Genomic DNA, 25,069 nt, shown 5'->3' on the forward strand with positions numbered 1-25,069 from the left:
AACTTATTCCTTTTTCATTTAAACTTAAATCATACATAAACTCAGCTCCATTCATTTAATATCGACAATTAAATTATAATGGATAATTTATGTATTGGGGAGATGTTTTTACATCTCCTTTATTTTTTATCAATTTTCCTGCCTACAAAAATTATACTCTAACATTTTCAACACCTTACAGCATAAAAATTTCACCTTTTTCGATGCACTTTCCTAGACATTAAAAAAATAGGTAGACCTGCTACAGATAGTAATTCTATTCCAGCTATCTTTTATAAACATTATCCTAAATTTGTAAAAGGCGAAATAAATAAGAAAGAATTTTCTAGACTTTGTAATCTGTCTTATCCTACTATTTATAAATATTTAAAACTAATTGAAACTGCAAAATGAAAGGATTGATTTTATGTCAGATACTATGAATGATTTTAATAATTCTTATAATCAGAAAATTTTAAAAGATTCGATTTCTCGCCTTGAAAATGGACAAGGAATAGTTCATGAAATTATAGAAGAAAATATCTATACTGATGATTCTGATACCAACAAATAAATATTTATTTAAAAAATTATAGGAAAGGATTTGTGCTCCTCTCCTATTTTTTATTATATGATATTAATTTTCACTTAGACTGCTAAACAACAAAAATATCCAATACTCTATATAAACTAAGCTAACACATACCCTGTTAAATTTTTCTCTATAATTCCATCATTATATAATTTTTTGATTCCTTCCAAAATATCATCATTACTAAATCTAGTTGCTTTATCAATTGACCAGCCCTTAAAATGCTGTAGTATCTCTTCTCCACTTAATCCATTTTGCTTTTCTATTATAAACGCAACTGTAGCTATACATTCTAATTCATGATTTGTTTCAATTGAATTAACATACTGAGTAGCCTTTAATATTGAAGGAGTTAATATCTTCATTCTATTTTGAATTTTTTCACTTATTATTTTATTATATAAAATTTTATACGCTTCTTGAGTATTTTTTACATTATGATATTTCTGAAACTCCCTTATAGTTCTGCTGATTATAGATATAGAATTAGCATATGGACCATACTTATGTTTTTTAAATTCAAAGTATTGTTCTTTTGCAAATATATTCATAAAGTATGCTGTCTTTTGTAAACGCAATGTATCAAATTTGTTTAAATCCTTTTTCATCTCCATCAGTACCAAAGCTGACATACTTAATTTAGGTTCAACTGTAGGTAAAGATACATAGTTTTGAGATGGTTCATAAATAAATATATCTATTCTGTCATCTAAAACAGATAACTTCTTTTCTATTATTTCTTTAACTTCGCTCCATATAAGCCCACCATTACCACTACCTAATGGTGGAATTGCGATACTTTTGATATTTAACTGATGTATTAATTTTATTAATTCATCAAGCCCGTCATTTATATATTCAATTTTTGAATTTGCTCTCCACTTATTCTTAGTAGGGAAATTCACTATTATCTTTCCTTTTTCTTTAAAATAGTGTAATTTTCCAACTGTAAGTTCTCCACTTTTACAAGCTTTAACATAATCTTTATTATTTTCTGGATATTGCATTTTAAATTGATATGCTATTCCTTTTCCCATATACCCTTCACAATTAACAGTGTTAACAAGAGCTTCTGCTGATGATTTTAATAAATCTCCAGTTGTATAATGCATCATATCTTCACCTCCTCATAAAATATAAATTTTTAAAACCACTTTTGTACATTTACAAATGGTGGTGGAAAATCCACATCATTTTTGTTTAATAATGATTCCACTAATTCCTTAGTTTCATCATCTTTTACATATATAGATGCAAACCCATCAACTGGTATCATTAAATCTGTTATACATTCTGCCATTTTTACATGTTTTATATATTCATCCTCATTTCCTGGCGTATGCATAGCTTTCCAATCAATTTTGTTAAATCCTTCATCATATTCATATAAGATGCATTCCGATATTGATAAAGGATGTTTCGGTAATATTTTAAAACCATTTGCTCTTGCATCTTCTCTTTTTATACATATGTATATTAAATCATCACCACGATGGTCACTTTTTACTGCTACATCAAATGCTGAGTATGGATGAAAATGAAATGGAACATAATTATCCAACCCAAATTTATTTCTTTTCTCAATTATTTCTGGATTAGCAACATCTTTAAATTTAAGCTTCTGAGCATCTTTTCTTGGTAACAATCCATATTTTATTATAGAAGGTAAATTTTCTAATTCTGTTAAATGATACAGTAATTTTCCTTCTCTAATATTATTTATTGCCATACTTTCTCGTTCCCGCCTATGTATCTTAATATCTTTATTATAATAAATGTTTTAACATAAATATATATTATAATTATTTATTATGACTTTATCTTCGCAAGTAAAACATACTTTCCATTTTCTTTTTCTTCTTTAACTTTTATACTGAATACTTTTGTTGCTTTATATCCTCCAAAAGTGAATTCACCAAATTGACCTGGTAATAGCTCTGTCCCCATTGAACTTGTATATATTCCTCCAAGATTGTATTTACTATTTAACGCTTCTTCAATTTTATAATATGATAAATTATCAACGTACAGTTTATTAAAATTTTCTCTTTCTACTTTATTAGTGTTATTTACTATTCTATTATGAATAGATTCATCATCATTATCCATTTCAATAACATCAGATATATCACAAATTTCTTTCAAATATGAATAATCATAACTATCATGATTACTTACCCAAAACACTTTCTCTGCTTCTCTATAATTTAATATATCACTTATATTAGGGTCACTTATTCCCTTTAAACTATCTATTGGATAAACTACTATGCAATTAAAATTTCTTGGTGTATTATTTTGTGATTTAACATTCATACTATCTACATAGATGGTTAAGTTCTGAACCTTTTTAGGAACACCTGTCTTAAATTTTCCTAATAAATATTCACATTCATTCATCGCATTAATTCTTATAAGAACTTTTAGTTTCATTCCTAAATCATTTAAATACTTAAGTACGTTCAAATGTTTTTTCTGTACATCAGTCCCTAAAACTATGCAGTTACTTGATTCTGATTTGATAAATTTATTTAAGTCTTCAATAACCTTATTTTTATCTCTCATTATAATATTTACCTTCCTTTATTATAATTGTTATTATATATAATATATTTTACCAAATAGTACCAAGCATTTTACTCTTTTTAATAAATAATTCTCAGATACCATTTCTTTTTATTTGTTCTCATATCTAATCAATATATCTAAAGCATCATCTTTCAAGAATTTATCTAAGTATTTTGTTGTAACTCGTAAGGTATCTTCATATTTGGCTTTATAATATTCATTTTCTTCTCTATACCTTATTGTTATTTCCTCTAAAAGCTCTAATGGTAAATAAGACTGTATATTTCCAGTTGCTGAGTTCATATAAAGATAACCATTTTCATTTTTCACTTCTGGATATTGATGCCATCCTGTATATGCTCTTGAAATAAGCTTTGCTGATATATTATAAACTTCATAATTCTTACATATATACAGTATTGATTCAATCATGTCTTCAGGACTATTAAAAATAGAATCTTCTCCTGTTAATCTGTGCATATTAATTCCTCCTACCTTTCAATAGTTTTGTATTTTAATTCTCTCCACTGTTCTTAAAGGTTATTCTTTATTTTTTTGTTCGTAAAATTAATATTATTGTTCTATTTAGGCATCTTCAAAAACAATAAGAACACTGTTGTGCAGTGTTCTTACAATCATAATTTTTAAATAAAAATCTTTTCTATGTCTGTATCTAAATTTCTACATACTATTTTATTTAATATGTAAAGAACTATTTTCTAATTCATATCTTTCTAAATCTTGTTCTGGATTGGTTATAATTAATTAGACAGTAATTATTCGGTCGTGATATAATATAAAAAATTGTGAAAAAGGAGAAGAATATCATAAAGCAGGCAGCGCTGATAATGGCACGAAAATAGAAATAATATTATCTAATAAAAAAAAGTACAGTATCAGCGCAATGTGCAGAGTTTTAAATATTCCTAGAAGCTTAGTATATTATAAAAGGAAAATTAGAGTATGCAATACTAAACTTGAAAATGCAATTATTTCAATATTTAGAGAAAGTAAAAATAACATTATTGATGAAATTCTAGAAACATTTGAAATACAAAGATCTTTAAGTAAGAAAGGCTGTCCTTATGACAACGCCGTGGCGGAAGCTGGATATAAAATAATAAAAACAGAATTTGCATTCAATAGAATTTTTAATAGTTTAGAAGAACTTAAGTTAGAATTAAGAAGTTATGTATTATGGTATAACAATAAACGCATTCATAGTTCTTTAAACTATATGACTCCAGTTGAGTATAGACTTGCAAATATGACCGAATAAAAAATGTATTAAAAAGTGTTGACAATCCATATATGTAGGCATGTTACTTACCTATAACCTTTGCCTGTTCTTTTTGTAATACTAAATTTGAAAGAGTCATATAAAAATCTTGTTCATCTTTTGTCTTTGCTTTTTTAAACATCTCTTTTAGCTGACTATATGAATAATGGCTAAATACATCATATAAATTTATATCATCTTTATTCATTTTATTTCCTCCAATAATAAATACATTTATACATTATTATATACCAGAAAACTAAATTCATAAACTAATCTCTTTTTATTTTGTTTCTCCACATATATGGTTCACTGTATCATAATCAAAAGACAAAACCTTCCCAATATATATTATTACTAGATTTTTTTCAATTTTAAATTTTCATCTTATTTTTTTACATAGAAATAACATAGGAAAACTCAGCCTATCTCCACTATAAATTATTATATAATACTTTAACCTTCTTTAAGAATTTAAGCTTATAGACCCTTGTGGTAATGTGTTAACATTACTTCAAACTGCATAAAAAAGATGGACAATTCCACCTATAAATTATAAAGGCTATATTTCACAACAGATTGAAATATAGCCTTTATTTCAAATAAAGAGAACTCTAATACTAATTGTTAATGATATAGTAATTTAGTAATTTAAATATTTAATATTATATTACTTTATAATTATAATATTAGCTTAAGTTCTTCAGCTTCATTATCATCAGATGTAATAAATGTTCTTACTGATTTAAATCCATGTTTCATTAATATCTTTTGTGATTTTAAGTTTTCAGGTCCAGTATAGGCAGTTATTTTCTTAACTGTTTTAAGCTCCTTAGCCTTTGCAATCATCTTTTCTGCAATTTCTGTGCCATAACCCTTCCCCCAAAACTGTGGCAGAATCATATATTCAATTTCAGCTTCAGTTGAGTCATCATTTACTGTCATTGCCCCAAGTCCAACATATCCTTTTCCTTCTGCTTCATACACTTTATAGTAGCCCGCAAGTTCATTAACATCAGCTTTCAGCAGCCCAGCAAAAGTCTTGTTAGTTTCCTCCATAGTAAATACACGTCCGAAGTTCATATTCATAACCTCTTCATTGCTGCAAAGTCTTGCATAATATTCAAAATCGTCTTTACTAAACTTTTGATAAATTAATCTTTCCATAACAGCCCCCAAATTTAATATATATTAAGATATCTTAATACCTAATTATTTTAATTATAAGATACTATAATCATAATATCTACAATTATTATTAAAAAATAACTCCCAGAAACATTCGCTTCTAGGAGTTTACTTCATAAAATAATATTATTTTTTCTTTTTAGATAAGATAACGCCTACTGCTGCAGATATTGCTCCGATTACTGCTATTACTGCAACTACTATACCTGTTTTTGATGTTTTTTCACTAGCTGCTTCAGTAACTATATTATTGTTAGTACCCCTAAATGGATTGTTTCGATTGGTATGTGGTTTAGCTGCTTCAGTAACTATATTATTGTTAGTACTTTCGTTATTATCAGCTTTATCTGTTGTATTATTATCATTATCTACAGATTCGCTTGTAGAAGAATCAGCTACTTCATTTTCTGAATCAGCTATTAATTCTTCTGCTATATCAGTTGTACCTGTACTATCTGTTTCTTCTGTTGTTTCAAGTGGCTTGCCATAAGTGAAAGCAGAACCGCTATTGCTATTATTTGCGTTATCGTCCTTATTTGTTACAGCAGAGTTTCCTGTAGAATTGTTTACAGAAGGCTTTATAACAGTAGATCCTGAATTTGAATCAGTTGATGGCTTAACTGTATTGTTTGTGTTGTTATTATTGCTTGTATCTACTATATCTATTGTTGTTAATTTTGCAATTTCTTCACCATCTGTAAAAGCAACGCCAATGTCATATCCACTATTAGGACTTAATTTCAGTGTTTCAAATAATTTTGCAAATAAAACTATTCCCCCATCTGTTACAGTATAATACTCATCATTGTTATCTACTAAAGTATCAACTGTTTTAAGTCTAGATAAAGAAGGTTTAGTAATCTTCACTCCGTTTACTACTATGTAATCAACACTTTTGTTAGCTAACTTATTAGAAACAATTTTTATATTATTAGGCTTAGCCTTATCAAAAGTTACTTTTTGTCCCTTATCAATATCTATTACCTGACTGTTGTTTTCAGGCTTCTCTGGTTTTACATCTGTTCCAGGCTTCTCTGGTTTTACATCTGTTCCAGGCTTCTCTGGCTTTGCTTCTGTTTCAGGAGTTTCTGGTTTATTTTCAGGCTCTGATGGTTTTTCTACTACTTCATCATCTGGCACAACTGGAGTATCTGGTACTGTTGGCACATCTGGCTTTGCTTCTGTTTCAGGAGTTTCTGGCTTATTTTCAGGCTCTGATGGTTTTTCTACTACTTCATCATCTGGCACAACTGGAGTATCTGGTACTGTTGGCACATCTGGCTTTGCTTCTGTTTCAGGAGTTTCTGGTTTATTTTCAGGCTCTGATGGTTTTTCTACTACTTCATCATCTGGCTTACTTTCTGAATCTCCACCTGTTCCTGGTGCTTCTGGTACTACCGGTGTATCTGGTGCTTCCGGTTTTACTTCAGTTGGTGGTAATACTGGTTTATTCTGAGTATTATCGTCATTTCCAGGAGTATCAGGCTTTACTTCTGTCTGTGGCTTCTTTTTAGTACCAGTATAAATAATTGTTGGCTTCATTTCTTTTACTATTTCTGTAGTAATAGTTGGTTCACCAACTGGCACACCATTTTCTGTTTTCCATACCTTAGTAACTTTTTCAATTCCATCTTCACCTTGCTCAGTACGAGTTTCGCCTTCCCACATTGTATCGTCAGTCTTATTAACTACAGTTGATTTTATTACATTTTCACTTACTTCAACTTTTTCGCCTACAACTATATCCTTGTATATAGATGTTGTAAAATCATCAGTACTCTTTAAATAAGATTTTAGAATCTGAGTTTTTAAAGTTTTTACTGCGCCTACACCTTGATTAATGTTAACTCCGTATTTCTTATTTGCTCTCATAGCTTCTAAATCTTTCTCAACAGCTTCGTTCATAAGATTTTGTAATTCTTCATAATCAGCAAAAATATCATTTTGTTTTAGCTGCGTTAGTCTACTTGCTCTAAGCGCAAACATTTCCTTTTTAAACTCTGCTAAATTACCATTGTACTTAGTATCTAAAATTGCATTTAAAGCCTCTTTATCATTAGCATATTGATTAGAAATATAAGCTGCCATACCCTTACTGTAGCCATACTGAGCTAACAGTTCATAAGCATTTCTCTTGAAAGAAATATCTCCAACTGCACCCTTATCATTCTGCATAGCTGCATAAATTGGTTCAAATAAAGGTACTACATAATATCCATTATCTTCAGCTGTTCCTGTTGTTAATATACCTTGGAAAGCAAGTCTGCCTGATACTATATTATTATCAATTAAATCATCAACTGTTTTTAACTTTTCTGCAGTTTCATTGCTTATGTTTTTAAAAGTATCATTAACTACATTTTGTTTAGTGCTATGGTCAGTTAATTCAAGCTGGTTATAAAGTATAGCCTTATCTTCAGCTGTTTTGTTTAATGAACTCATAGCTTCTACATAATCTAATGTATAGATAACATCCATTAAGCCTTGCATATACTTTTGCAAATCTGCTTCTGTCTTAAACATCTCTGGTGATTTATTTTGTATTCTTTCATCACCTAATTCATAAGATAAATTCAAATTAAATATTGGCTGTGTAATTAATGATCCACCAGCATTATTAACTATTTCAAATAATCCTCTAGCATAAGTTTCTGCACCTTTGCCTTCTCTTCTACCATAACCATTTAAGAAGACAACTTTATCTAAAAGATGTGTTAACTCGTGAGTATATGTTTCCTGTCCTCTATCTGTTAAAGCTTTAGATAAGAAGTAATTAACTGAATTATCTGGTCCAGCTTGTCCTTCTGCCCTCATGAATGATGTATAAAGACCTAACGGCGTAATAAATTCACGAACACCTTTTAATGCATCTTTTCCTGTTTCCTTAGACCATAAAGTACCTGTAGCATCTGCCTTCCCATAATCTAATAAGCTGTCAACAACAATTATATTTTTAGATTCTAAAAGTTTGTTGTTAACGCTGCTGATTCTATACCAGAAGTCTAAAAATAACTGCTGTTTCTTTGCTGTCTTTTCCATATCAGCTTTTAAATCATCAATTGATGCATTTTTTGTATCTTCAATATAAGCATCAACTACTCCATAAGTTACACTGCTCATAGTACTTATAGCGTAAATACTATTTTCGCCCACTAATAATAAAGGAATAAGGTGAGATTTCAATCTTTCATCCTTAGCCATCTTTTCGTAAATTGAACTTGTACCATATTTACTTTCTGATTCAACTATCCAAGCTTTAGTAGAATTTTCAAACCACTCTTTAGCCGTATTTTCCGTAGCATATGCTTTAACTGCACCTTCAATAAAGTCTAATATATTTTCTTTACCTGTGATTGGTGCAATATTTTTCTTATATGTATTTAGGTTGTACCTTAATTCTAAATCTGAATAGCTTACGTTACCTATTCCAATAAGATAAAATAAAGCATTGTGATTATCACCTTGTAGTCCTGAATTATACAGAATTAAATCCTTGGCAGTTTTATCGCCAAATTTAAAACTATACTGCTTTTCTAAATATGTTAATCCAAGAAGTATTCTATCCTTATTATAAATAAGATTATTTTTCTGAACATAACTTGTCTTTGTAATCAATTGCTTTAATTCCTGTCTTAAGTTTGCTTTTACCTTATTAAAGGCTTCTTCTAAATCAATCTTATCCATATAGAAAGTTTTTAGAGCCTTCTTTATTTCATCTTCACTTGGTTCACGGCCTAATTGCTTTCTTAATTCGTTTATAATATTAAACCTATCTACTCCTTTTTCATAAGGCTTTAAAATATCATATAAATCTTCATATTGAATAGCGTTATATAAATCTATAACTTCATCAATCATTTTTTCTGCATCAGCATCACTTAAAAATTCATCGCCATTTGCTATAGCTTCTACTTTATCTGACTCTAAGACAGTATCTTTAGGCAAATTGTTTTCAATCTTCGCTTCTTTAGAAACTACTATATTTCCTTCGCCAATTTCAAGAGTGTTAGCTGACACTGCTACTGGTGCAAATATAGAAGTTGAAATAGCAACTGAAACTAAGCCAACTGTATATTTTCTAAGAGCATATTTCACTACTCGTTTTTCTTTCTTCTTCTTGTCAATTATCTCTTTCATCATTGTCCCTTCTCTTTATCATAAAAAGTATTTTCCTGTCGTATTTATGTATATATTCGTGCTATTATTTAACTTCTTTATAATATTGTCAAATGTTTTGTTTATAATTTAATTTATTTATATAATTAATTAAAAAGATTAGAGATCTGAGATCAGGGATAAGAGAACATGATGAAATTTATTCAATTATAAAACAGCATTTAGTGCTGCAATCACTAAGGGAATTGTAATCAGTGATAGTACTGTTGTCATGAACACAGCTGATGAAGCTGCTTTCTTATCACCATCATATTTTTCTGCAAATATTCCAAGGAGTATTGCTGCTGGCATTGAAATTAATATTGTACATATATTAATCATTTCTTTATCAGCTTTGATTAATATAAGTACAGCGACAGTTAAGGCTGGTGCTACAATAAGCCTCATAAAACTTGCAAGATAAACTTTCTTATCGCTTAAAATTTCCTTAACCTTGCTGTCTGCAAGCATTGCTCCAATAATAAACATTGCTACTGGAGTTGTCATATTTCCTACAGACTTAAGTGTACTAAGTACAGGCTTAGGAATTGGGATTGAAAAAATAAATATCAAACAACCTAAAAGTACAGCAATGACTGGTGGATTTTTAAAACTGTTTTTTATACTTTTTAATCCTCTCTCCCCTGAAAATAACATGACTCCGTATGACCAAACAAATATGTTCTGTGGAATTGTAAATATTGAAGTGTAAAACACTCCAATGTCACCATAAAGTGCCTGGGCAATTGGATATCCTACAAATCCGCAGTTTGAAAAAATCATGCAAAATTTAAAGATGCTCTTTTCTTTGTCCTCCATCTTCAAAAAAAGCAGAGAACTTACAGCTAAAAGCATCATATGTACAATAGTTGAATAAATAATCATATTTATACTGTTTCTTGCCATGTCTTTAGTAAACTTTATATTAAATGAAGATATTATAAGACACGGAAGGGCAACACCCATAAGTATATTGGTCATTCCTTTGCTTACTTCATCAGTAATCACATTCTTTTTTCTTAGAATAATACCAACAACCATCAATACCGTCAGTACAAATATCTGATTCAGTATATTATCCATCATAACCTTTCTCCTCCAAAATAAACATCTACCTTTAATTATACAATAATTAAAGGTAGATAGGAAAATAATAATTGTATTGTGATATATATGTGTGTCTTTCATTTAAGATATTTATATAAAACTTATCACCTTTATTCAGCTTATCAAGATCAGTAAAAAGTTTTGCTGTAGGCAGTCCTCTATGAGCACAAAGTACAGAATGATTTCCGCATCCTCCTATTGGCAATGCAGTTTCCTTCAAATGCCCTGCTCCTTTTGCTAAATCATCATCATTAACTCCATGATATATTGGTAAGCTTACTTTGATTTTAGGTATCATTGAAAGGATCAGCCTTTGCTTTTACAGCTGGATTATCTTTTTAAACAACTAGAAATAATCCACATAAAATTACAGAAAGACCTGCACCATAATTTACATCATAATAATATACTTCTTTAGTTTCATTATTTATACTTTATTTTTAATCGAATTTTGTTTAAAAAAGTTTTAACATTTATATTATCTTCTATACTAAGTCCAAACCAATTTGATTCAAAGAATATATGATTATATAGTTCATTTGTTTGTACCTCCATATGAGGTAACTTAGCTACATCTAACTCTATTTTCATTTCATTTACTAATCGTGACAACTCAAAAAAAATATTTTTGTAGTATTATACTTCTATATTTAATAAAATATTTCATAATTATATATAATTTAGCACATTACTGCTATCATGTATTTTAGTTATTTTAAACATAAAATAGAATACACATAATCATTTACAGTCTCTTGTAAAGAGAAATTACTAGTGTTGAGTCTCTTTTAATTTATAATTTTCAATTAGTTTTATAGTTCTATCTAGAGCATTGCAAGGATTAACAAGTAAATCCGGCTTAAAACCGCATTCTTCAAATTCATCTCCCAATGGTGTTAAATACAGCATAGAACCCATCTGGATAGCTAGAGAAGAATTATTAAGTTTATAGTATTTTTCGTCTAGTGATAATAGTGCGCCAGCTGAGTTAGTACCTACTGTTATTACATTATCAGCATTAGTAAGAGCTTCAATTAGAGTTTCAGATGCAGATGCTGTGTTTTTATCCATTAAAACAAATAATATATTATCTGTTTTAAATGATTTAGAGGCATGACCAGAGCAATTTAAAAATTCTTCATTATAATTAGTTTGATTTATAGAGCTTATTACTGATGATTGCAAATTTGAGTAGCTACCTCTTAAAAATGGATAAGAACTAACGTCCACATTGTTTTTAGTAATTCCTAAATATGAATTAATCCAACTCATGGCAATAGATATATCACCACCAAAATTACCTCGTAAATCTAAAATTGCTGCTGGTGATTTACGTGCTGTATATGCAGAATTAATAAAGTCATAAACAGATTTATCGTCAGAAGAATCTTTCTTTGTAAATGATGATAAAGATATTATCGGGATTCCTTTATCCTCTGTGTATTTATACATGGTATTATAATTTGAAGTATAAGAGTTTATAGTTGCATTTAACACTAAATCTTTTGATATTTCTTTATTGCTATTGCTTGGCTTTAATTTCAATTCACATGTAATTTGATTTGTACCTGTAAAATCTTTTAATATAGCAATGTTATATACTATATCTCCAGTATCACTAATTGCATAAGTAAGAAATTTATCAATATTGTTATTACCATCTATAGATTTTATATAATATTTTACTGATTTAATAATTAAATAAAATCCTGCCGAATCTTTATATATGGGTTCATCATTCATATAATAGTATTGACCTTTACAAATTGGACCGATAGAGTTTTCCAATATTCTAAAATGGTAATCTTTCAAAAATGATAGATTAGAATTTAGGATATCCTCAAATTGCGACATTAATACTGTTTTATCCTTAGGAAGAGCATTTATCATATCACTTTTTACTTCGCTAAATTTTGAATCACCACCAAAATAGCCGTAGGCTCCATACGTATATTTAAACAAATTAAATAATTGATCTATATCTTTTTTAGCTTCATCATAAGTAAGTTCTTTATTTTTATCAAACTTTTTATTAAAATTAGTATCCAAAACATTAACTGAGTTATTATATTCTCTCATACTAAGAAGTTCATCATTATTAAATGGACAAATATCATCCTTTATCCAATCAGTATAGTTAGATTTTATTGATGTTACTGAATTTCTTACTGAATTTCTTGATTCATTAACTGATTTTATAAATGTATTAAAGTCAGTCTTAGTATATAGTGTCGAATTTTTATTAGTAGTATTTAATGTTGAATACATAATTCCTATTACGATTAATGTTATTACTGTAATTATTAGTGGCAGTTTTAATTTCTTTTTCATATTTAACTCCTTTTATAATATATTTGCATCCTTTCTTCCTGAGCAAACAATAAGTTACTATCGTACCTTCTTCCCTTTTTAATCAGAGCATAAAAGCAAATAACTATTTACATTGTCATTACGATAACATATAACGGAATATTTTTCAATATATTTACTTAATTAGGCATTAATTTCATATTTGATTAAATATATGTCCTTCTTTTATATAATTTAATATTTTGAGCACTATATAGAGTGCTTTCATAATTAAATTAATACTGTTGTGATTAAGTAAAGTTGTAACATGAGTACCTAATAAATTATAATTTTATTATGAAAAGGGGAATGGATTATGGTACAACATTTTGAGGAAGAAGCAAAAAGAAAAATAGTGGGGCTGTCGCATTAGCAGTTAAAAACTGCTGGCGGCAAGCTCCTTCTTTCATATACATTTTTTTAAATTCTACATAAAAAATACACCTATTTAAAAATAAGCGCACTTTAATAGACTATATTAAAAATATAGTTTTTTTATTATTTTATGCTGTTTGTTTTAAATCAAATAGATGTCGTCCTGTATGTTCTGATTGAATTGCTTTGATGTTTCGAGACTTCTGAAATTTCACCAATTTCATAAAGGAAATTAGTTGTTTGAGCAAGAATATGTTCAGCACAAGATGCAAAATGAAGAGTCCTAAATCTTGCGATAGTTGAATGATCTGGGGCTTTTGATCCTTCTAGTAAAAACATAAAATTAATATCTCTGTAGCAGGCTTTTTCAATATCTCTTGATGAATAAAGTCCGTTCATATATCCATATAATATGATTTTTAGTAACTTTCGTGGCGAAGCTTGATTTTCCTTAACTTTGGAATAAGTCATATATAAATCTGATAAATCCTATTCTCTTTGAGTTTAGGATTTGTTTTTTTTTGCATAAAAAAAGAGCCGCTACACAACTAATTTCTAATTAGTTGTGCGACAGCCCCTTTTTAAAAACTATTTATATAAGGAGTTTATTTAATTTTATATAAAAACAGCTGTTGAAAATCTACTTAAGAGCAATCTTAAGAAGAATATTCTCGTTACTGTTAATATATACATGAAGATTGTTATTGTCTAGTATGCAACAATCTTCTCTACCAAGTATAGTTTGTACTTTTTCTGTTTGTCCAATACTATCTAAACTTAAAGTTAATTTCTTATACTCATCATCTTGTGAATTTATATATATTATTGCAGTCTTATCGTCAAATCTTGCATAACTTAATATCCTTTCATCAGCCTTTATGAACTTAAAGCTTCCACTTTTAAGGACCTCTTCTGACTTTCTAAGACTAATCATCTTTTTATACAAATCATGAATTTCTTTATCATAATGGCTGCTGTCCCAATCCATACAGTATCTGCATCCCTGATCATTGCCATCTTCACCATCAATAAGTATCTCATCTCCATAATAGATACATGGAACTCCTATGAAAGTGAGCAGCATGATTATAGAAGCTTTAATGTTATCTTTATTAAGCTTGCCATCATGCATCAAATACTTTGAGTGATGGAATCTAGGAATATCATGACTGCCTAATAAATTAAACTGCAGCTTCTGCATCTGGAATGGCAATCTTCCATAGTGAGCCATAATTTCTCTCATAAATATGTCAGCACTGCCTGTCTTCATTTTCAAGTCTTCAATTACCCATCTGATGTATTTATCAGGTTCACCAAGATATCTTCTGACAGGTCTCATGAAGCCTATATAATTCATTGTGCCGTCCCACATATTACCCTGAAGATATTCTGAGCAGTCTGTCCAGTGCTCAGCAATTATATATGCATCATCATTAGTGTCCTTTATGCTCTTTCTCACATCCTGCCACAATTCCTTATCCATCTGTGTTGCATCCATTTTGGCAACTGTATGTCCAACATCGAAACGCCAGCCATCTAGATTGTAAGGCTTCTTCAGATAATGTTTAAGTACGCAGTCTTCGTTTCTGTAGATAACATCCTGCAGCTCTTTGCAGTTGTAGTTAAGCACTGGCAGAGTCTTTACACCAACCCAGCACTCAAGGCTTCCATCTTCCTTGTTGTAATAATACTGCCTCTTATCCTTAACCCACTTATTTGTAATACCAGTATGATTGATTGAAATATCAAGCATTATCTTCATGTTGTTCTCATGCAGCTTGTTTGAAAGACTTACTAATGCCTCATTTCCACCAAAATGCTTGTCCACATTAAAGTAATCTTCGCAGTCATACTTATGATTAGAAGGTGACTGGAATATAGGATTTAAATATAGTGCATTTATGCCAAGGTCCTTAAGGTATGGAATCTTCTGCTCGACTCCTTCAAGGTCTCCTCCATAGAAGTTAAGATTGCCAAACTCATCATAGCTTCCCGGCTTTTCACCCCATGGAATCTTTCTTGCATGATATCCATACTCCTCATATTCATTATCCTTAACATCATTCTCCTCACAGCCATTGCAGAACCTGTCCACAAAAATCTGATAGAATACTGCATCCTTTGTCCATTCTGGATTAGAAAAGTCACTGATGATTTTGAAATCATAATCTTCATTTAAGATACATTCTGTAAGCCCGCCCTGATTATAAAAATAAGTCCTGCTGTCTGTAAGCAAAATAAAATGATATCTTATCTCTCTCTGGTTGATTTCTATTGATGTCTTGTAGATATCATAAATACCTCTTGTTTTACCATTCATAGGAACAATAGTTCTTTCGCCATTTCTTAAATATCTTAAAAAAACTCTGTTTATCGGTGAGTCTTTACTAAGTCTTATTTTAATCTCAACCTCATCACCTACTTTGGGATTACTTTTGCTTAAAAATAACTTGCTTCCATCTGAAAAAACAGTATCTTGCCAACTGCCATTATATTGTTCCATTTGCTTCATGCCCTCCCCTTAATCTTCTTAAATTTAAGCGTTTAAATTAAATTCATAATATTTTTCATGCTTGGCTATATTTTCATAATACCACTTTTGTAAACATTGTCAATTAAAGTTTCTGCAAATTTATTTGTTTTTTTATTTAACCGTTTAAACTATTTGTATACCTTTTGTAGTATAATACTATTGTATAACTTTTTTGAATGTTTTATATTATTAATAACTTAATATATAGGAGAAAACTTTTAATGAATAACTTAGAAAAAACTACAATAAAAGATGTTGCAAAAGAAGCTGGAGTTTCAACTGCAACTGTATCATACGTTATAAATAATTTAGATAAGATTAAACCTGATACAAGAGAACGTGTCCTTGCAGCAATCAAAAAACTTAACTACACACCGAATAGTGCAGCACGATCACTTGCCAAAAAAGAAGCTAAACAAATAGCACTGATTATGCCTTTTGAAGATAAATCAAAGCGTTCCATACTTACTGAGAACCCCTTCTTTCAGGAATTTATCGGCGGTGTACAGTATAAGTGCAGCGAAACTGGCTACAATGCAACTATCCTTGGAATAGATAATGAGCAAAGATTTTCAGAGCTTATTAATTCTGGTGATTTAACTGGCATCATTGTGCTTGGATATATTGGCGAGAATAACTACAGGCTTTTATCTAAGCTTAACCTGCCTACTATTTTAGTAGATCAGGAAAGAAACGAAAACTGCTTCACAAACCTGCTAGCAGACGATGAAAATGGTGGTCTTATTGGAGCTGAGTATCTTATAAATAATGGACATACTAAAATAGGTTTTGCAGCCGGTAACTTTTGGTCTACACCTATTTACCAATATAGATTTAATGGTTTTCGAAAAGCCTTAAGCCTTCATAATATAAACTTTAATCCTGCTTTAATATTTCAGGATGAAATTTCATATGACGATGGTTTTAAACTGGCCTCAAAGATTAAGGATAATCTTGATAATATGACTGCATTATTCTGCGCCTCTGACATTCTTGCACTTGGAATCATAAAAGGTCTTCATTCTCTAGGCATTAATGTACCTGAGGATATATCAATAATTGGCTTTGATAACATCAAGCACAGCCAATTCTTCATCCCTGGCCTTACAACAATAAATCAGGATATTTTCTCAAAAGGAGAAAAAGCAGTAGACATTATAATAAACAAAGTCTCTTCAAGTGAGAAACTGCAAAATGAAACAATTATATCTAATGTATCACTTGTTGAGAGAGAATCAGTAAAGAAGGGATGAAAGACATATTCCGAAGTCGACGTCGTTCCTTACAGTCTCTCCAAGTCGTTTCTTCATATGTCTTTCACCCCTTAGATTACTAAAGGACGAAATTGCATTCCACCATTTCTTTACACTAAAGTGTGAACCCTTTATCTTCAAAACTTTATAGTATTAAAAAGCGATCTTTTTAAATGCAATTTCCATACATTGAAAAAGATTTGAGAGATGAGATTAGAGATATGAGAAAAGGATGAAAATTAAATGGACTCTGCAAACAAACTGAATGCAGAGTCCCATAATCTAATATGAGGAATTTTGATTATGCAAATTAATTTTTAATTAGCAGTAGGATTTAACCTTTTACTGCACCTGCAACCAGTCCCTTTTCAATATATTTCTGAAGAGACATAAATAAAATTACTAGTGGGATAGCTGCAAGTACAGAACCTGCTGCAAATGTTGTCCAGTGCTGATTAAATTGTCCATTTATATAACTTCTTAATAAACACATTATTGTCTGTGTTTCATCTGTATCTAGAATCATGTTTGAAAAAATATATTCATTATATGTGCCCTGAATACTAAAGAAAAACATAACTGCAATCATTGGTCTTGCTAGCGGATGAATCTCCAGTTCCTAATGATGCTCCTATTATTGATACTATAGGAAAGAATACAATAGCTATACATATCCATATAAATACTCTTTGTAACCACAGTTCTCTTTTCTCAAAACCTGTCAGTTTCTTTTTATATTTCAATTTTTCTTTTGATGATGTATTTATTAAATTACTTGATAAATTGCTCTGCATACTACTCAACCTCCTCAAAAGCACCAGTCTTCTTCATCTGGATAAAACTTAGTGTTCCTATTATCAAAAATATAAGTACACTGTATGCAGCAGAGTAATTATACTAATATTTTTATATTAATTCACATCATCGATTTTCACAAAATTTTAATTTTCAATAGGTTTATTTACTACCTTTTCTACTCCTGAATCATTTTTAGCGTACGCAAACTTCAGCAGAATAGGTGCACTTATTGCAGCAATTATTACTGTTATTATTATTGGTGTTAAGAACATATCATTCATCATGTTCATTTTCATGCCTTTGCTGGCTATTACAAGGGCAACTTCACCTCTTGGAATCATGCCGACACCTACCTGAAGAACTTCATTTTTATTGTATCCGCATACTTTAGCTCCTATGCCACATCCTATTATTTTAGTAATAAGAGCCATAAATGCTAGTGATAATGTTATGATAACTGTGGTCATTCCCATATGAGGAATTTTTATATCAATACCAATGCTTGCAAAGAATATAGGTGTTAAAAGAATATATGATAAAGTATCAAATCTTCTGCTTAAATAATCAGTTTCCTTATTTCTTGATAAAATAAGTCCAGCTATATATGCTCCTGTAATATCGGCAACTCCAAAAAATGTATCTGCACTATATGAAAGAAGAAGGCATACAACAAATGCTGCAATAACAAATCTTCTTTTATCGATATTATATTTCTCAACCCATTTTCCAAATAACTTTGAAACTACCATACCTGCAATAATTGACACTACAAAAAATGCTGCAACCTTACCCAATACTTTTACTATGCTTATTTTAGGATCTGTAATGCTTGTGATAACTGTAAGTACTATTATGCCCATAACATCATCCACAATTGCTGCACCAAGTACTGCGTTTGCTGACTTCATTGACATTTTGCCCATTTCTCTTAAAGTCTCCACTGTTATGCTTACTGATGTAGCTGTAAATACTGCACCTACAAATATATTCTGCATAAGCACAGTTCTGTTTGAGATATGAGGATTAAAAATAGATGCTATCAAAAAACATCCTACCAGAGGCACAAGAACTCCAAGTAATGCTATAATCACAAGATCCTTTCCTGCACTTTTAAGCTGTTCTATATTACTTTCAAGTCCTGCATTAAACATCAGAACAATAACGCCAAGTTCAGCCACCTTGCTTATGAAGTCGCTTTCATGGACTATATTTAAAACAGCAGGTCCCATTATAACACCTGCAACAAGTGCTCCAACTACTTGAGGAAGCTTAAACTTCTTCGTTATAATCCCAAAGAATTTTGTGCTCAATAAAATAAGAGCAATATCTAATAAATATCCCTCTGACATAAAAAATCAACCCCTTTCACTCGCATTCCATTTTATTCCATATTTTTATTATATACCTGAGGCTTGTATTTTAAAATCTAAATGTTAATTTATCTTGTTATATATTACTTTTTCTTGTTCTTCTATAGTTCTTACTTCATGTTGTAGAAGCCATCAAATATAATATGCTCATATCTATAATACATAAAAAACAGCTGATTAATATTATGAATTAAATTCCATAATACTAATCAGCTGTATTCATAATATTACGCAGGAATTATCCTTAACGCTATTACCTATTTCCTTCAATTATTATTATATATTTACTATTCGCGCAAATCAATACAAAACAATATTGAATAATTATGATCGAAATTATCTCTATTCTTAAAGACTCTGACTTTGCAAAAGTCATCTGTATTGGTGGCGAATTTAACAAGGAAGCTGGCGGTATAATAGGCTCTGCTGCAAATAACTGTAGTTTGTCGGAATAATATAATGATACAATAATATTTAAAGATTGAAATATTTTAATACATTAGTAGTTTAGTATTATAGTACTGTAATACTAAACTATTTTTATATTTAATTATTAATGTATTTCACTATTATCATACTGTAGTACCATCCACTTATTTCTTCAGTACTTCTTAATATTAATTGATACTATCGTACTAATATACCTACATATTAGAATACTTTAATACTAATATATCTTAATATTATGCTCTTAAAATAAAATGCTGAGCTGCTTCATATTGTTTAATACTATACTATTATAATATTGTAATACTAATATATTATTAATTTCTAATATTTAAGTATTATAATAATATAGTATTATATGTATCAATGTAGATTTAAAGCCAGGTCCAGCTATTAACATGAGGATTATTTCACATTCTCATCATTAATAATACTAGTACCTGGCTTATAATATCTTGTTATTTAAGAGAAAATAATGGTTTATAAATTAAGGGTTCAAGGAATTATTCAATTTTAATTCTGTTACTATTAACTTGTGTTTTATATTTCTTAGGGAGTATAACCTGCAGCTCATTGTTCACAAATCTTGCTCTTATATTTGCTTCATCAACATTGTCGATGTGAAAGCTTCTTGTAAACTGCTGACTACATCGCTGCCTCATCATATAGTTGCTGTTGTCATTATTCTTCTCAGCATTTCTCTGTGCAGAAATAATTAGATTGTTATTCTTATATTCAAGTGAAATATCTTCCTTATTAACGCCAGGAAGACTAGCCCTTACTGCATAGTTATCTTCATTTTCCTTAATATCAATAGGTGAATATGAATTCATGTTCATATTATTATATGATGCCATAAAACCATCATTAAAGAACATATCTATAAAGTTTTCAAATTCATTCTCAAAAGCATCAATATCATAACTTCTACGTCTAAAAGGTATTACACCAAACATGCTAAAGACCTCCTAATTGTATTAATATTATTCAATTGCAATCTTTCTAGAATTTTCAATATTTTTATTTTTCTTAGGAAGAGTTATCTCAAGCTCACCATCATTGAATTTTGCTTTTATATTTTCTTCCTCAATATTTTCTACATAAAAGCTTCTTGTAAATTCACCATAGCTTCTTTCTTTTCTAATGTAATTTTCCTCATTCTCATTTTTCTCTTCATTTCTCTTTGCTGAAATAACAAGATTATTATTGTTATAATCTATAGCAATATCCTCCTTCTTTACTCCTGGAAGATCAACCTTTACTGTGAAGTTGTCCTTGCTTTCCTTGATATCAGCTCTTAAATCACTTCTTCCGTGAAATACTGGTGCAAAATCATCATTAAAGAAGTTATTTACAAATCTTTCAAATGAATCACCAGCCTCCTGTAAATCGTTATTTGTTCTAAAAGGTATTAATCCGAACATACTAAAGACCTCCTAATATATTTAAATTTTATATACTTGCTGATTGTTCGAGAAGAGAAACTTTAAAAAGATCTATCATTTCATCTTCTTTATTTTTCTCTCTTTCTCTTTACAACTTTATTGTAGTTTTAAGGTCAAGGAAAGTCAAAGTTAACAAAATAGTACTCTGACCTTCCTTATTTTTTAGAAGCTGTTTTGATTAAATTATCTTCGTTTTACTAATTGTATCTTAATATTACTAATTATTTCTTGTGTTTTTGACCTTTATATAAAATTCCTTCTAAATTATTCATTAAAATTTGCATAAAAAAGTAGTGGACAATCTTTATTGCAATGATTTTAAATAATCATCTTATAAAAGCCTGTCCACTTATCTATATTAGGATATTTAATTATCTCTACAAACTTCGCTTAACACTGTATTTACAGACTGTCATATGCAATATTTTAATACCTTTATATTTTAATATTATATTATTATAGTATTAAAGTATATTGATATTTGGATAGTTTTATACTCTAGTATTTTAAATTTTTAATAACATGATAGCCTATTACTAAAATAATAGGTTATAATATTTTGATTATTTCCTTTAATTCAGCTATTTCTCTATCTGGTATATATCTATCATCTATGGGAACCTGCATTCCTCCAAAACCCTGTTTGATCCAGATTCTTTGAGTGCTATTTCAAAAAGCTTAACATCAGGCTTCATAACCTTATAGTCCCATGATGATATTATATAATCAAAATATTTAAGTATTCCCCCTAATCGCTGTATTTAAGCAGTTTAAGCCTTATTATTTAATATTAATATTAATATATTTGTATTAACATATCTTAGTATTAACATATTGTGAAATCAAAACATCTTAATATTAAGATACTAAATAGTTATGTATTCTGACACACAAATCTTACGTTATCTTACTATCTTAATATTAGGATATCATTTTACTATAGTACTATATTACCAACATACTGTGGTATTACTATACTACAATATCTTATAATTTTATATTTTAATAATTAAAATATATTAATACCCTGATTACTTAAATACTTTATTATAAAAATATTATAATACCAAACTATTAAGGTATTAACTCTGTATTGCTTAAACTTCAGATTTTCTTTACTTTATATTAAGAAATTACTGCTATACTTTAGATTATTAAGTTGAGCGATAAATCATATTTTTTAAGTTAGGAGTGTTAATAATGAAAAAGTATAATTGGCTCTTTTGTACCAAGCATAACAGCACTTTTTTTTATTTACCATTATGAAGGGAAGGAGAAATTAAAAAAATGTCTTAAGAAAGTTGCTGCCTTTAAAACTAATCCTCTAATTTATTTATTCATATTTTCCTACTCAGTAATCATCATATTCTTACCACTTTTTATATGTAATTCTCTAGGATTCAATTATTCAATAAATATTTCCAGCAATGTGTTTGGTTATAGTACGCATTCAGTAATTCAGGTTTTTCTCTGCCTGCTGCTAATATCTATAGCGGGTAGTCCCTTAGGTGAAGAAATAGGATGGAGGGAAACTTGTTTATAGTAATCTTGTTTCATGCAATAGATGATTTTGTAAACTATAGCTGTCTTCATGATCTCATGAACCTTTTAAACACTTCAAATATATATCGCACAACATACTATGCTGTACTCTTTATCATTCTCTTGTTAATCAGTATTGATATGATTAGAAAGCCAGTAAAATATGAAATATAAATCATGTTTTGGTGGGTTACTTTGATATTCGTATACTTGAATACTTTATTATTAAAGTATTATGTTATATTAGTATTTGAATTATTGAGTATTTTAGTATTTTAGTATTAAAAGTAAAACTAATAATATAAGTTACGAGCATAGTATTTAATTATTATAGTACTATGTTATCTTAATATTAGTCCTTTTAGCCCGCATACTTTCTATACTTTACAAGATACTGATAATATTAAAGTATACTGAAATACCTTAACATTATAATTACTTAATATTTTATAATTATAATATTAAAAAATCTTATACGTGTTTCATATTTCTTATACTGCCAAATCTTTTGTATGTGAATCAGCAATTACTTCAATTTTTATTTCTGTGTTCGAGTTAGAATTTACTTCTGGAAAGAATTCGTAATTGATATCATTCATCTATTTATTCCTCAACTTTAATTATATTCTTTATTTAGAATACAGGAGACAATCTAAAAATTCGATTGTGATATTATAGTATAGTAATACTATAATACTTTTATATTTAAATATTTTATTATTTTATCACCTTAATATCTTGTCTAGTCAGCTTAGTTTTCTTTATTATCATATTTACAAAAATAAACATGTTTCACGTGAAACATGTTTATTTTAAGCTCATTTTTTAGATGATTTTTAACAATAATTAAGTGATGAAATATAACTCAAATTCTAAATAGATTTTGTTAATAAAATACATAAATATATTCTTGAAATATGAAATTATATTCACCAGTTAATTAAGAGTATTAAAGATAAAACTTAATATAAAATGGATTGCAAGACATATTACGAAGCCTCCGCTCTAACACGCTACAAGTCCGCTTCTTCATATGTCTTGCAGCCCAACGATTAACTACAGTATATGCAGTTGGAAGTATACGTGCACTTTCATGCATGGACATACCTTCATCAATAATCCTACTAACAGCTTCTAATCTTTCTTCATATGAATATTTAGTCAAAAAAATACACCTACAAATGATAGATAATTAGTCTAACATTTGTGGTGAACTTTAAATTAACTGATTCCTAATCATAAAAAATCGAAGATTTGGAATGCCTGCTTAAATTCGAGTACCCAAATCAAAGATTTGGACTCTCACTTAGCACCCTGTAGATTTATAGTGTCTTATGCCAAATCTCCATAGGATTTCGCATGGGATTGCAAAGAGTAGTGTAACTAATGGAGAAAACATATATAATATGCTGTTGCCTGGACATTTATCTATAAGATATAAAAACGGATAATAATTTATAAATGCAAGTGGTACAACATAAGTAAAGAATAGAAGTACTCCTTTCTTATAAATATCTAGTGGATATGAAGCGATTTCTCTTCCTCCATCAGTAAAGATGTTCATGAATTCTAATCCTTCTATAGTAAAAAAGCATAAAGAAGCATAAATTTTAAAAAGACAAAAGAAGAAAAATGCTCCTGAAAATATCATTAGTAAGAGAGTAATTGTTTTAGAAGCTGTCCAATTAACTTTGCAGGTATTAACTGCATAAATCATGATGATTATAGCTTCAATAAATCTTCCTATCCTGCTTAGTTCTATCTTTGTGCCAAGAACCTGTAGCGTAATGCTTCTTGGTCTGACCATTATTCTATCAAACTGTCCATTTGAAATTATGCTTGAAAACTGATCGAATCCTCTGGCAAAACATTCTCCCAGTGAAAAAGACAATGTTATAGCACTAAAACATAATAGAATTTCATTAAATTTGTAGCCTTCAATTGATCCAAACCTGTCAAAGAGCGCATATATTCCTATAAATGAAAACAAAGTAGTAATAGCCTGTCCTAATGCTGTTAAAATAAATGATGTTTTATATTCCAGCATTGATTTTAGATGAATAGATAAATATTTTAAGTAAAGCCTCAT

22 protein-coding genes and 2 pseudogenes are annotated in these 25,069 nt (G+C 29.1%); 4 read left to right on the forward strand and 20 right to left on the reverse strand.

Going from position 1 to position 25,069, the window contains the following annotated elements:
- Positions 1-406 precede the first annotated feature (406 nt).
- Positions 407-553: a hypothetical protein gene (locus tag FYJ33_RS08095; RefSeq protein WP_154531252.1), complete on the forward strand. Its 147-nt coding sequence runs from the start codon at positions 407-409 to the stop codon at positions 551-553.
- 116 nt (positions 554-669) lie between these two features.
- On the opposite strand, the gene darG is transcribed toward FYJ33_RS08095, so the two are convergent.
- The 4 genes from darG to FYJ33_RS08115 all read right to left on the reverse strand — a co-directional run bounded on the left by darG (position 670) and on the right by FYJ33_RS08115 (position 3,619).
- Entirely contained in the window at positions 670-1,686 is a 1,017-nt protein-coding gene (gene darG / locus FYJ33_RS08100) for a type II toxin-antitoxin system antitoxin DNA ADP-ribosyl glycohydrolase DarG (protein ID WP_154531253.1), read from the reverse strand.
- A 29-nt stretch (positions 1,687-1,715) separates the two neighbouring features.
- The gene (locus tag FYJ33_RS08105) at positions 1,716-2,300 is read right to left on the reverse strand and encodes a DarT ssDNA thymidine ADP-ribosyltransferase family protein (protein WP_154531254.1); all 585 of its coding nucleotides are present in this window, start codon (positions 2,298-2,300) and stop codon (positions 1,716-1,718) included.
- 80 nt (positions 2,301-2,380) lie between these two features.
- Positions 2,381-3,136, reverse strand: a complete 756-nt coding sequence (locus FYJ33_RS08110) for a hypothetical protein (RefSeq protein WP_154531255.1) — start codon at positions 3,134-3,136, stop codon at positions 2,381-2,383.
- A gap of 111 nt (positions 3,137-3,247) precedes the next feature.
- Positions 3,248-3,619: a hypothetical protein gene (locus FYJ33_RS08115; RefSeq protein WP_154531256.1), complete on the reverse strand. Its 372-nt coding sequence runs from the start codon at positions 3,617-3,619 to the stop codon at positions 3,248-3,250.
- A 526-nt stretch (positions 3,620-4,145) separates the two neighbouring features.
- Between FYJ33_RS08115 and FYJ33_RS17130 the strand changes: the two are divergent.
- Positions 4,146-4,418 (forward strand): annotated as a pseudogene (locus FYJ33_RS17130) (IS3 family transposase); the annotation flags it as partial.
- A gap of 43 nt (positions 4,419-4,461) precedes the next feature.
- Here the strand turns inward: FYJ33_RS17130 and FYJ33_RS08125 are convergent.
- From FYJ33_RS08125 to FYJ33_RS08165, 9 genes and pseudogenes are all read right to left on the reverse strand, one after another.
- Complete coding sequence (locus FYJ33_RS08125) at positions 4,462-4,626, reverse strand: hypothetical protein (RefSeq protein WP_154531258.1); 165 nt, start codon at positions 4,624-4,626, stop codon at positions 4,462-4,464.
- Between the two features lie 473 nt (positions 4,627-5,099).
- Positions 5,100-5,585, reverse strand: a complete 486-nt coding sequence (locus tag FYJ33_RS08130; RefSeq protein ID WP_154531259.1) for a GNAT family N-acetyltransferase — start codon at positions 5,583-5,585, stop codon at positions 5,100-5,102.
- A gap of 147 nt (positions 5,586-5,732) precedes the next feature.
- The gene (locus FYJ33_RS08135) at positions 5,733-9,746 is read right to left on the reverse strand and encodes a ZmpA/ZmpB/ZmpC family metallo-endopeptidase (protein WP_154531260.1); all 4,014 of its coding nucleotides are present in this window, start codon (positions 9,744-9,746) and stop codon (positions 5,733-5,735) included.
- 183 nt (positions 9,747-9,929) lie between these two features.
- Complete coding sequence (locus tag FYJ33_RS08140) at positions 9,930-10,847, reverse strand: AEC family transporter (protein WP_206046645.1); 918 nt, start codon at positions 10,845-10,847, stop codon at positions 9,930-9,932.
- 46 nt (positions 10,848-10,893) lie between these two features.
- Complete coding sequence (locus tag FYJ33_RS08145) at positions 10,894-11,166, reverse strand: sortase (RefSeq protein WP_154531262.1); 273 nt, start codon at positions 11,164-11,166, stop codon at positions 10,894-10,896.
- Between the two features lie 125 nt (positions 11,167-11,291).
- A complete protein-coding gene (locus FYJ33_RS08150) occupies positions 11,292-11,480 on the reverse strand; it encodes a hypothetical protein (RefSeq protein ID WP_154531263.1) in 189 nt (62 codons plus the stop codon).
- Between the two features lie 159 nt (positions 11,481-11,639).
- Positions 11,640-13,199 carry a S41 family peptidase gene (locus FYJ33_RS08155; protein ID WP_154531264.1) on the reverse strand — a complete coding sequence of 520 codons (1,560 nt, stop codon included), beginning with the start codon at positions 13,197-13,199 and terminating at the stop codon, positions 11,640-11,642.
- 597 nt (positions 13,200-13,796) lie between these two features.
- Positions 13,797-14,081: pseudogene (locus FYJ33_RS08160) on the reverse strand (transposase); the annotation flags it as partial.
- 151 nt (positions 14,082-14,232) lie between these two features.
- Positions 14,233-16,095: an alpha-amylase family glycosyl hydrolase gene (locus tag FYJ33_RS08165; RefSeq protein WP_206046647.1), complete on the reverse strand. Its 1,863-nt coding sequence runs from the start codon at positions 16,093-16,095 to the stop codon at positions 14,233-14,235.
- A gap of 251 nt (positions 16,096-16,346) precedes the next feature.
- Between FYJ33_RS08165 and FYJ33_RS08170 the strand changes: the two genes are divergently transcribed.
- Positions 16,347-17,378 carry a LacI family DNA-binding transcriptional regulator gene (locus tag FYJ33_RS08170; RefSeq protein WP_206046648.1) on the forward strand — a complete coding sequence of 344 codons (1,032 nt, stop codon included), beginning with the start codon at positions 16,347-16,349 and terminating at the stop codon, positions 17,376-17,378.
- 334 nt (positions 17,379-17,712) lie between these two features.
- Here the strand turns inward: FYJ33_RS08170 and FYJ33_RS08175 are convergent, their stop codons facing one another.
- The 3 genes from FYJ33_RS08175 to FYJ33_RS08185 all read right to left on the reverse strand — a co-directional run bounded on the left by FYJ33_RS08175 (position 17,713) and on the right by FYJ33_RS08185 (position 19,525).
- The gene (locus FYJ33_RS08175; RefSeq protein ID WP_154531267.1) at positions 17,713-17,955 is read right to left on the reverse strand and encodes a hypothetical protein; all 243 of its coding nucleotides are present in this window, start codon (positions 17,953-17,955) and stop codon (positions 17,713-17,715) included.
- Positions 17,942-18,172 (reverse strand): hypothetical protein, encoded by a 231-nt coding sequence (locus tag FYJ33_RS08180; protein ID WP_154531268.1) that lies wholly within the window; start codon positions 18,170-18,172, stop codon positions 17,942-17,944. Before FYJ33_RS08180 ends, FYJ33_RS08175 begins: the two co-directional genes overlap by 14 nt.
- Before the next feature lie 147 nt (positions 18,173-18,319).
- Positions 18,320-19,525, reverse strand: a complete 1,206-nt coding sequence (locus tag FYJ33_RS08185) for a cation:proton antiporter (RefSeq protein ID WP_154531269.1) — start codon at positions 19,523-19,525, stop codon at positions 18,320-18,322.
- 347 nt (positions 19,526-19,872) lie between these two features.
- Here FYJ33_RS08185 and FYJ33_RS16655 point away from each other — a divergent pair, with 347 nt between their 5' ends.
- Positions 19,873-20,001 (forward strand): sugar phosphate isomerase family, encoded by a 129-nt coding sequence (locus FYJ33_RS16655; RefSeq protein ID WP_268891452.1) that lies wholly within the window; start codon positions 19,873-19,875, stop codon positions 19,999-20,001.
- A 495-nt stretch (positions 20,002-20,496) separates the two neighbouring features.
- On the opposite strand, the gene FYJ33_RS08190 is transcribed toward FYJ33_RS16655, so the two are convergent.
- The 4 genes from FYJ33_RS08190 to FYJ33_RS08205 all read right to left on the reverse strand — a co-directional run bounded on the left by FYJ33_RS08190 (position 20,497) and on the right by FYJ33_RS08205 (position 25,069).
- Positions 20,497-20,949 carry an Hsp20/alpha crystallin family protein gene (locus FYJ33_RS08190; protein WP_154531270.1) on the reverse strand — a complete coding sequence of 151 codons (453 nt, stop codon included), beginning with the start codon at positions 20,947-20,949 and terminating at the stop codon, positions 20,497-20,499.
- 27 nt (positions 20,950-20,976) lie between these two features.
- Positions 20,977-21,417 (reverse strand): Hsp20/alpha crystallin family protein, encoded by a 441-nt coding sequence (locus FYJ33_RS08195; RefSeq protein WP_154531271.1) that lies wholly within the window; start codon positions 21,415-21,417, stop codon positions 20,977-20,979.
- 2,512 nt (positions 21,418-23,929) lie between these two features.
- A complete protein-coding gene (locus tag FYJ33_RS08200; protein WP_154531272.1) occupies positions 23,930-24,145 on the reverse strand; it encodes a hypothetical protein in 216 nt (71 codons plus the stop codon).
- A 141-nt stretch (positions 24,146-24,286) separates the two neighbouring features.
- Positions 24,287-25,069, reverse strand: coding sequence for an ABC transporter permease (locus tag FYJ33_RS08205; RefSeq protein WP_154531273.1), 783 nt, complete (start codon positions 25,067-25,069; stop codon positions 24,287-24,289).

The sequence above is a fragment of the Inconstantimicrobium porci genome (assembly GCF_009696465.1).
Lineage (GTDB): Bacteria > Bacillota > Clostridia > Clostridiales > Clostridiaceae > Inconstantimicrobium > Inconstantimicrobium porci.

Bases quoted from the DNA above. Each gene is read 5' to 3' on its own strand.
- FYJ33_RS08185 (WP_154531269.1), bottom strand. From the start codon at position 19,525: ATGTCAGAGGGATATTTATTAGATATTGCTCTTATTTTATTGAGCACA.
- FYJ33_RS08155 (WP_154531264.1), bottom strand. From the start codon at position 13,199: ATGAAAAAGAAATTAAAACTGCCACTAATAATTACAGTAATAACATTA.
- FYJ33_RS08105 (WP_154531254.1), bottom strand. From the start codon at position 2,300: ATGGCAATAAATAATATTAGAGAAGGAAAATTACTGTATCATTTAACA.
- FYJ33_RS08110 (WP_154531255.1), bottom strand. From the start codon at position 3,136: ATGAGAGATAAAAATAAGGTTATTGAAGACTTAAATAAATTTATCAAA.
- darG (WP_154531253.1), bottom strand. From the start codon at position 1,686: ATGATGCATTATACAACTGGAGATTTATTAAAATCATCAGCAGAAGCT.
- FYJ33_RS08130 (WP_154531259.1), bottom strand. From the start codon at position 5,585: ATGGAAAGATTAATTTATCAAAAGTTTAGTAAAGACGATTTTGAATAT.
- FYJ33_RS08125 (WP_154531258.1), bottom strand. From the start codon at position 4,626: ATGAATAAAGATGATATAAATTTATATGATGTATTTAGCCATTATTCA.
- FYJ33_RS08175 (WP_154531267.1), bottom strand. From the start codon at position 17,955: ATGTTTTTCTTTAGTATTCAGGGCACATATAATGAATATATTTTTTCA.
- FYJ33_RS16655 (WP_268891452.1), top strand. From the start codon at position 19,873: ATGATCGAAATTATCTCTATTCTTAAAGACTCTGACTTTGCAAAAGTC.
- FYJ33_RS08195 (WP_154531271.1), bottom strand. From the start codon at position 21,417: ATGTTCGGATTAATACCTTTTAGAACAAATAACGATTTACAGGAGGCT.
- FYJ33_RS08165 (WP_206046647.1), bottom strand. From the start codon at position 16,095: ATGGAACAATATAATGGCAGTTGGCAAGATACTGTTTTTTCAGATGGA.
- FYJ33_RS08145 (WP_154531262.1), bottom strand. From the start codon at position 11,166: ATGATACCTAAAATCAAAGTAAGCTTACCAATATATCATGGAGTTAAT.
- FYJ33_RS08135 (WP_154531260.1), bottom strand. From the start codon at position 9,746: ATGATGAAAGAGATAATTGACAAGAAGAAGAAAGAAAAACGAGTAGTG.
- FYJ33_RS08095 (WP_154531252.1), top strand. From the start codon at position 407: ATGTCAGATACTATGAATGATTTTAATAATTCTTATAATCAGAAAATT.
- FYJ33_RS08180 (WP_154531268.1), bottom strand. From the start codon at position 18,172: ATGCAGAGCAATTTATCAAGTAATTTAATAAATACATCATCAAAAGAA.
- FYJ33_RS08115 (WP_154531256.1), bottom strand. From the start codon at position 3,619: ATGCACAGATTAACAGGAGAAGATTCTATTTTTAATAGTCCTGAAGAC.
- FYJ33_RS08170 (WP_206046648.1), top strand. From the start codon at position 16,347: ATGAATAACTTAGAAAAAACTACAATAAAAGATGTTGCAAAAGAAGCT.
- FYJ33_RS08140 (WP_206046645.1), bottom strand. From the start codon at position 10,847: ATGATGGATAATATACTGAATCAGATATTTGTACTGACGGTATTGATG.
- FYJ33_RS08190 (WP_154531270.1), bottom strand. From the start codon at position 20,949: ATGTTTGGTGTAATACCTTTTAGACGTAGAAGTTATGATATTGATGCT.
- FYJ33_RS08205 (WP_154531273.1), bottom strand. From the start codon at position 25,069: ATGAGGCTTTACTTAAAATATTTATCTATTCATCTAAAATCAATGCTG.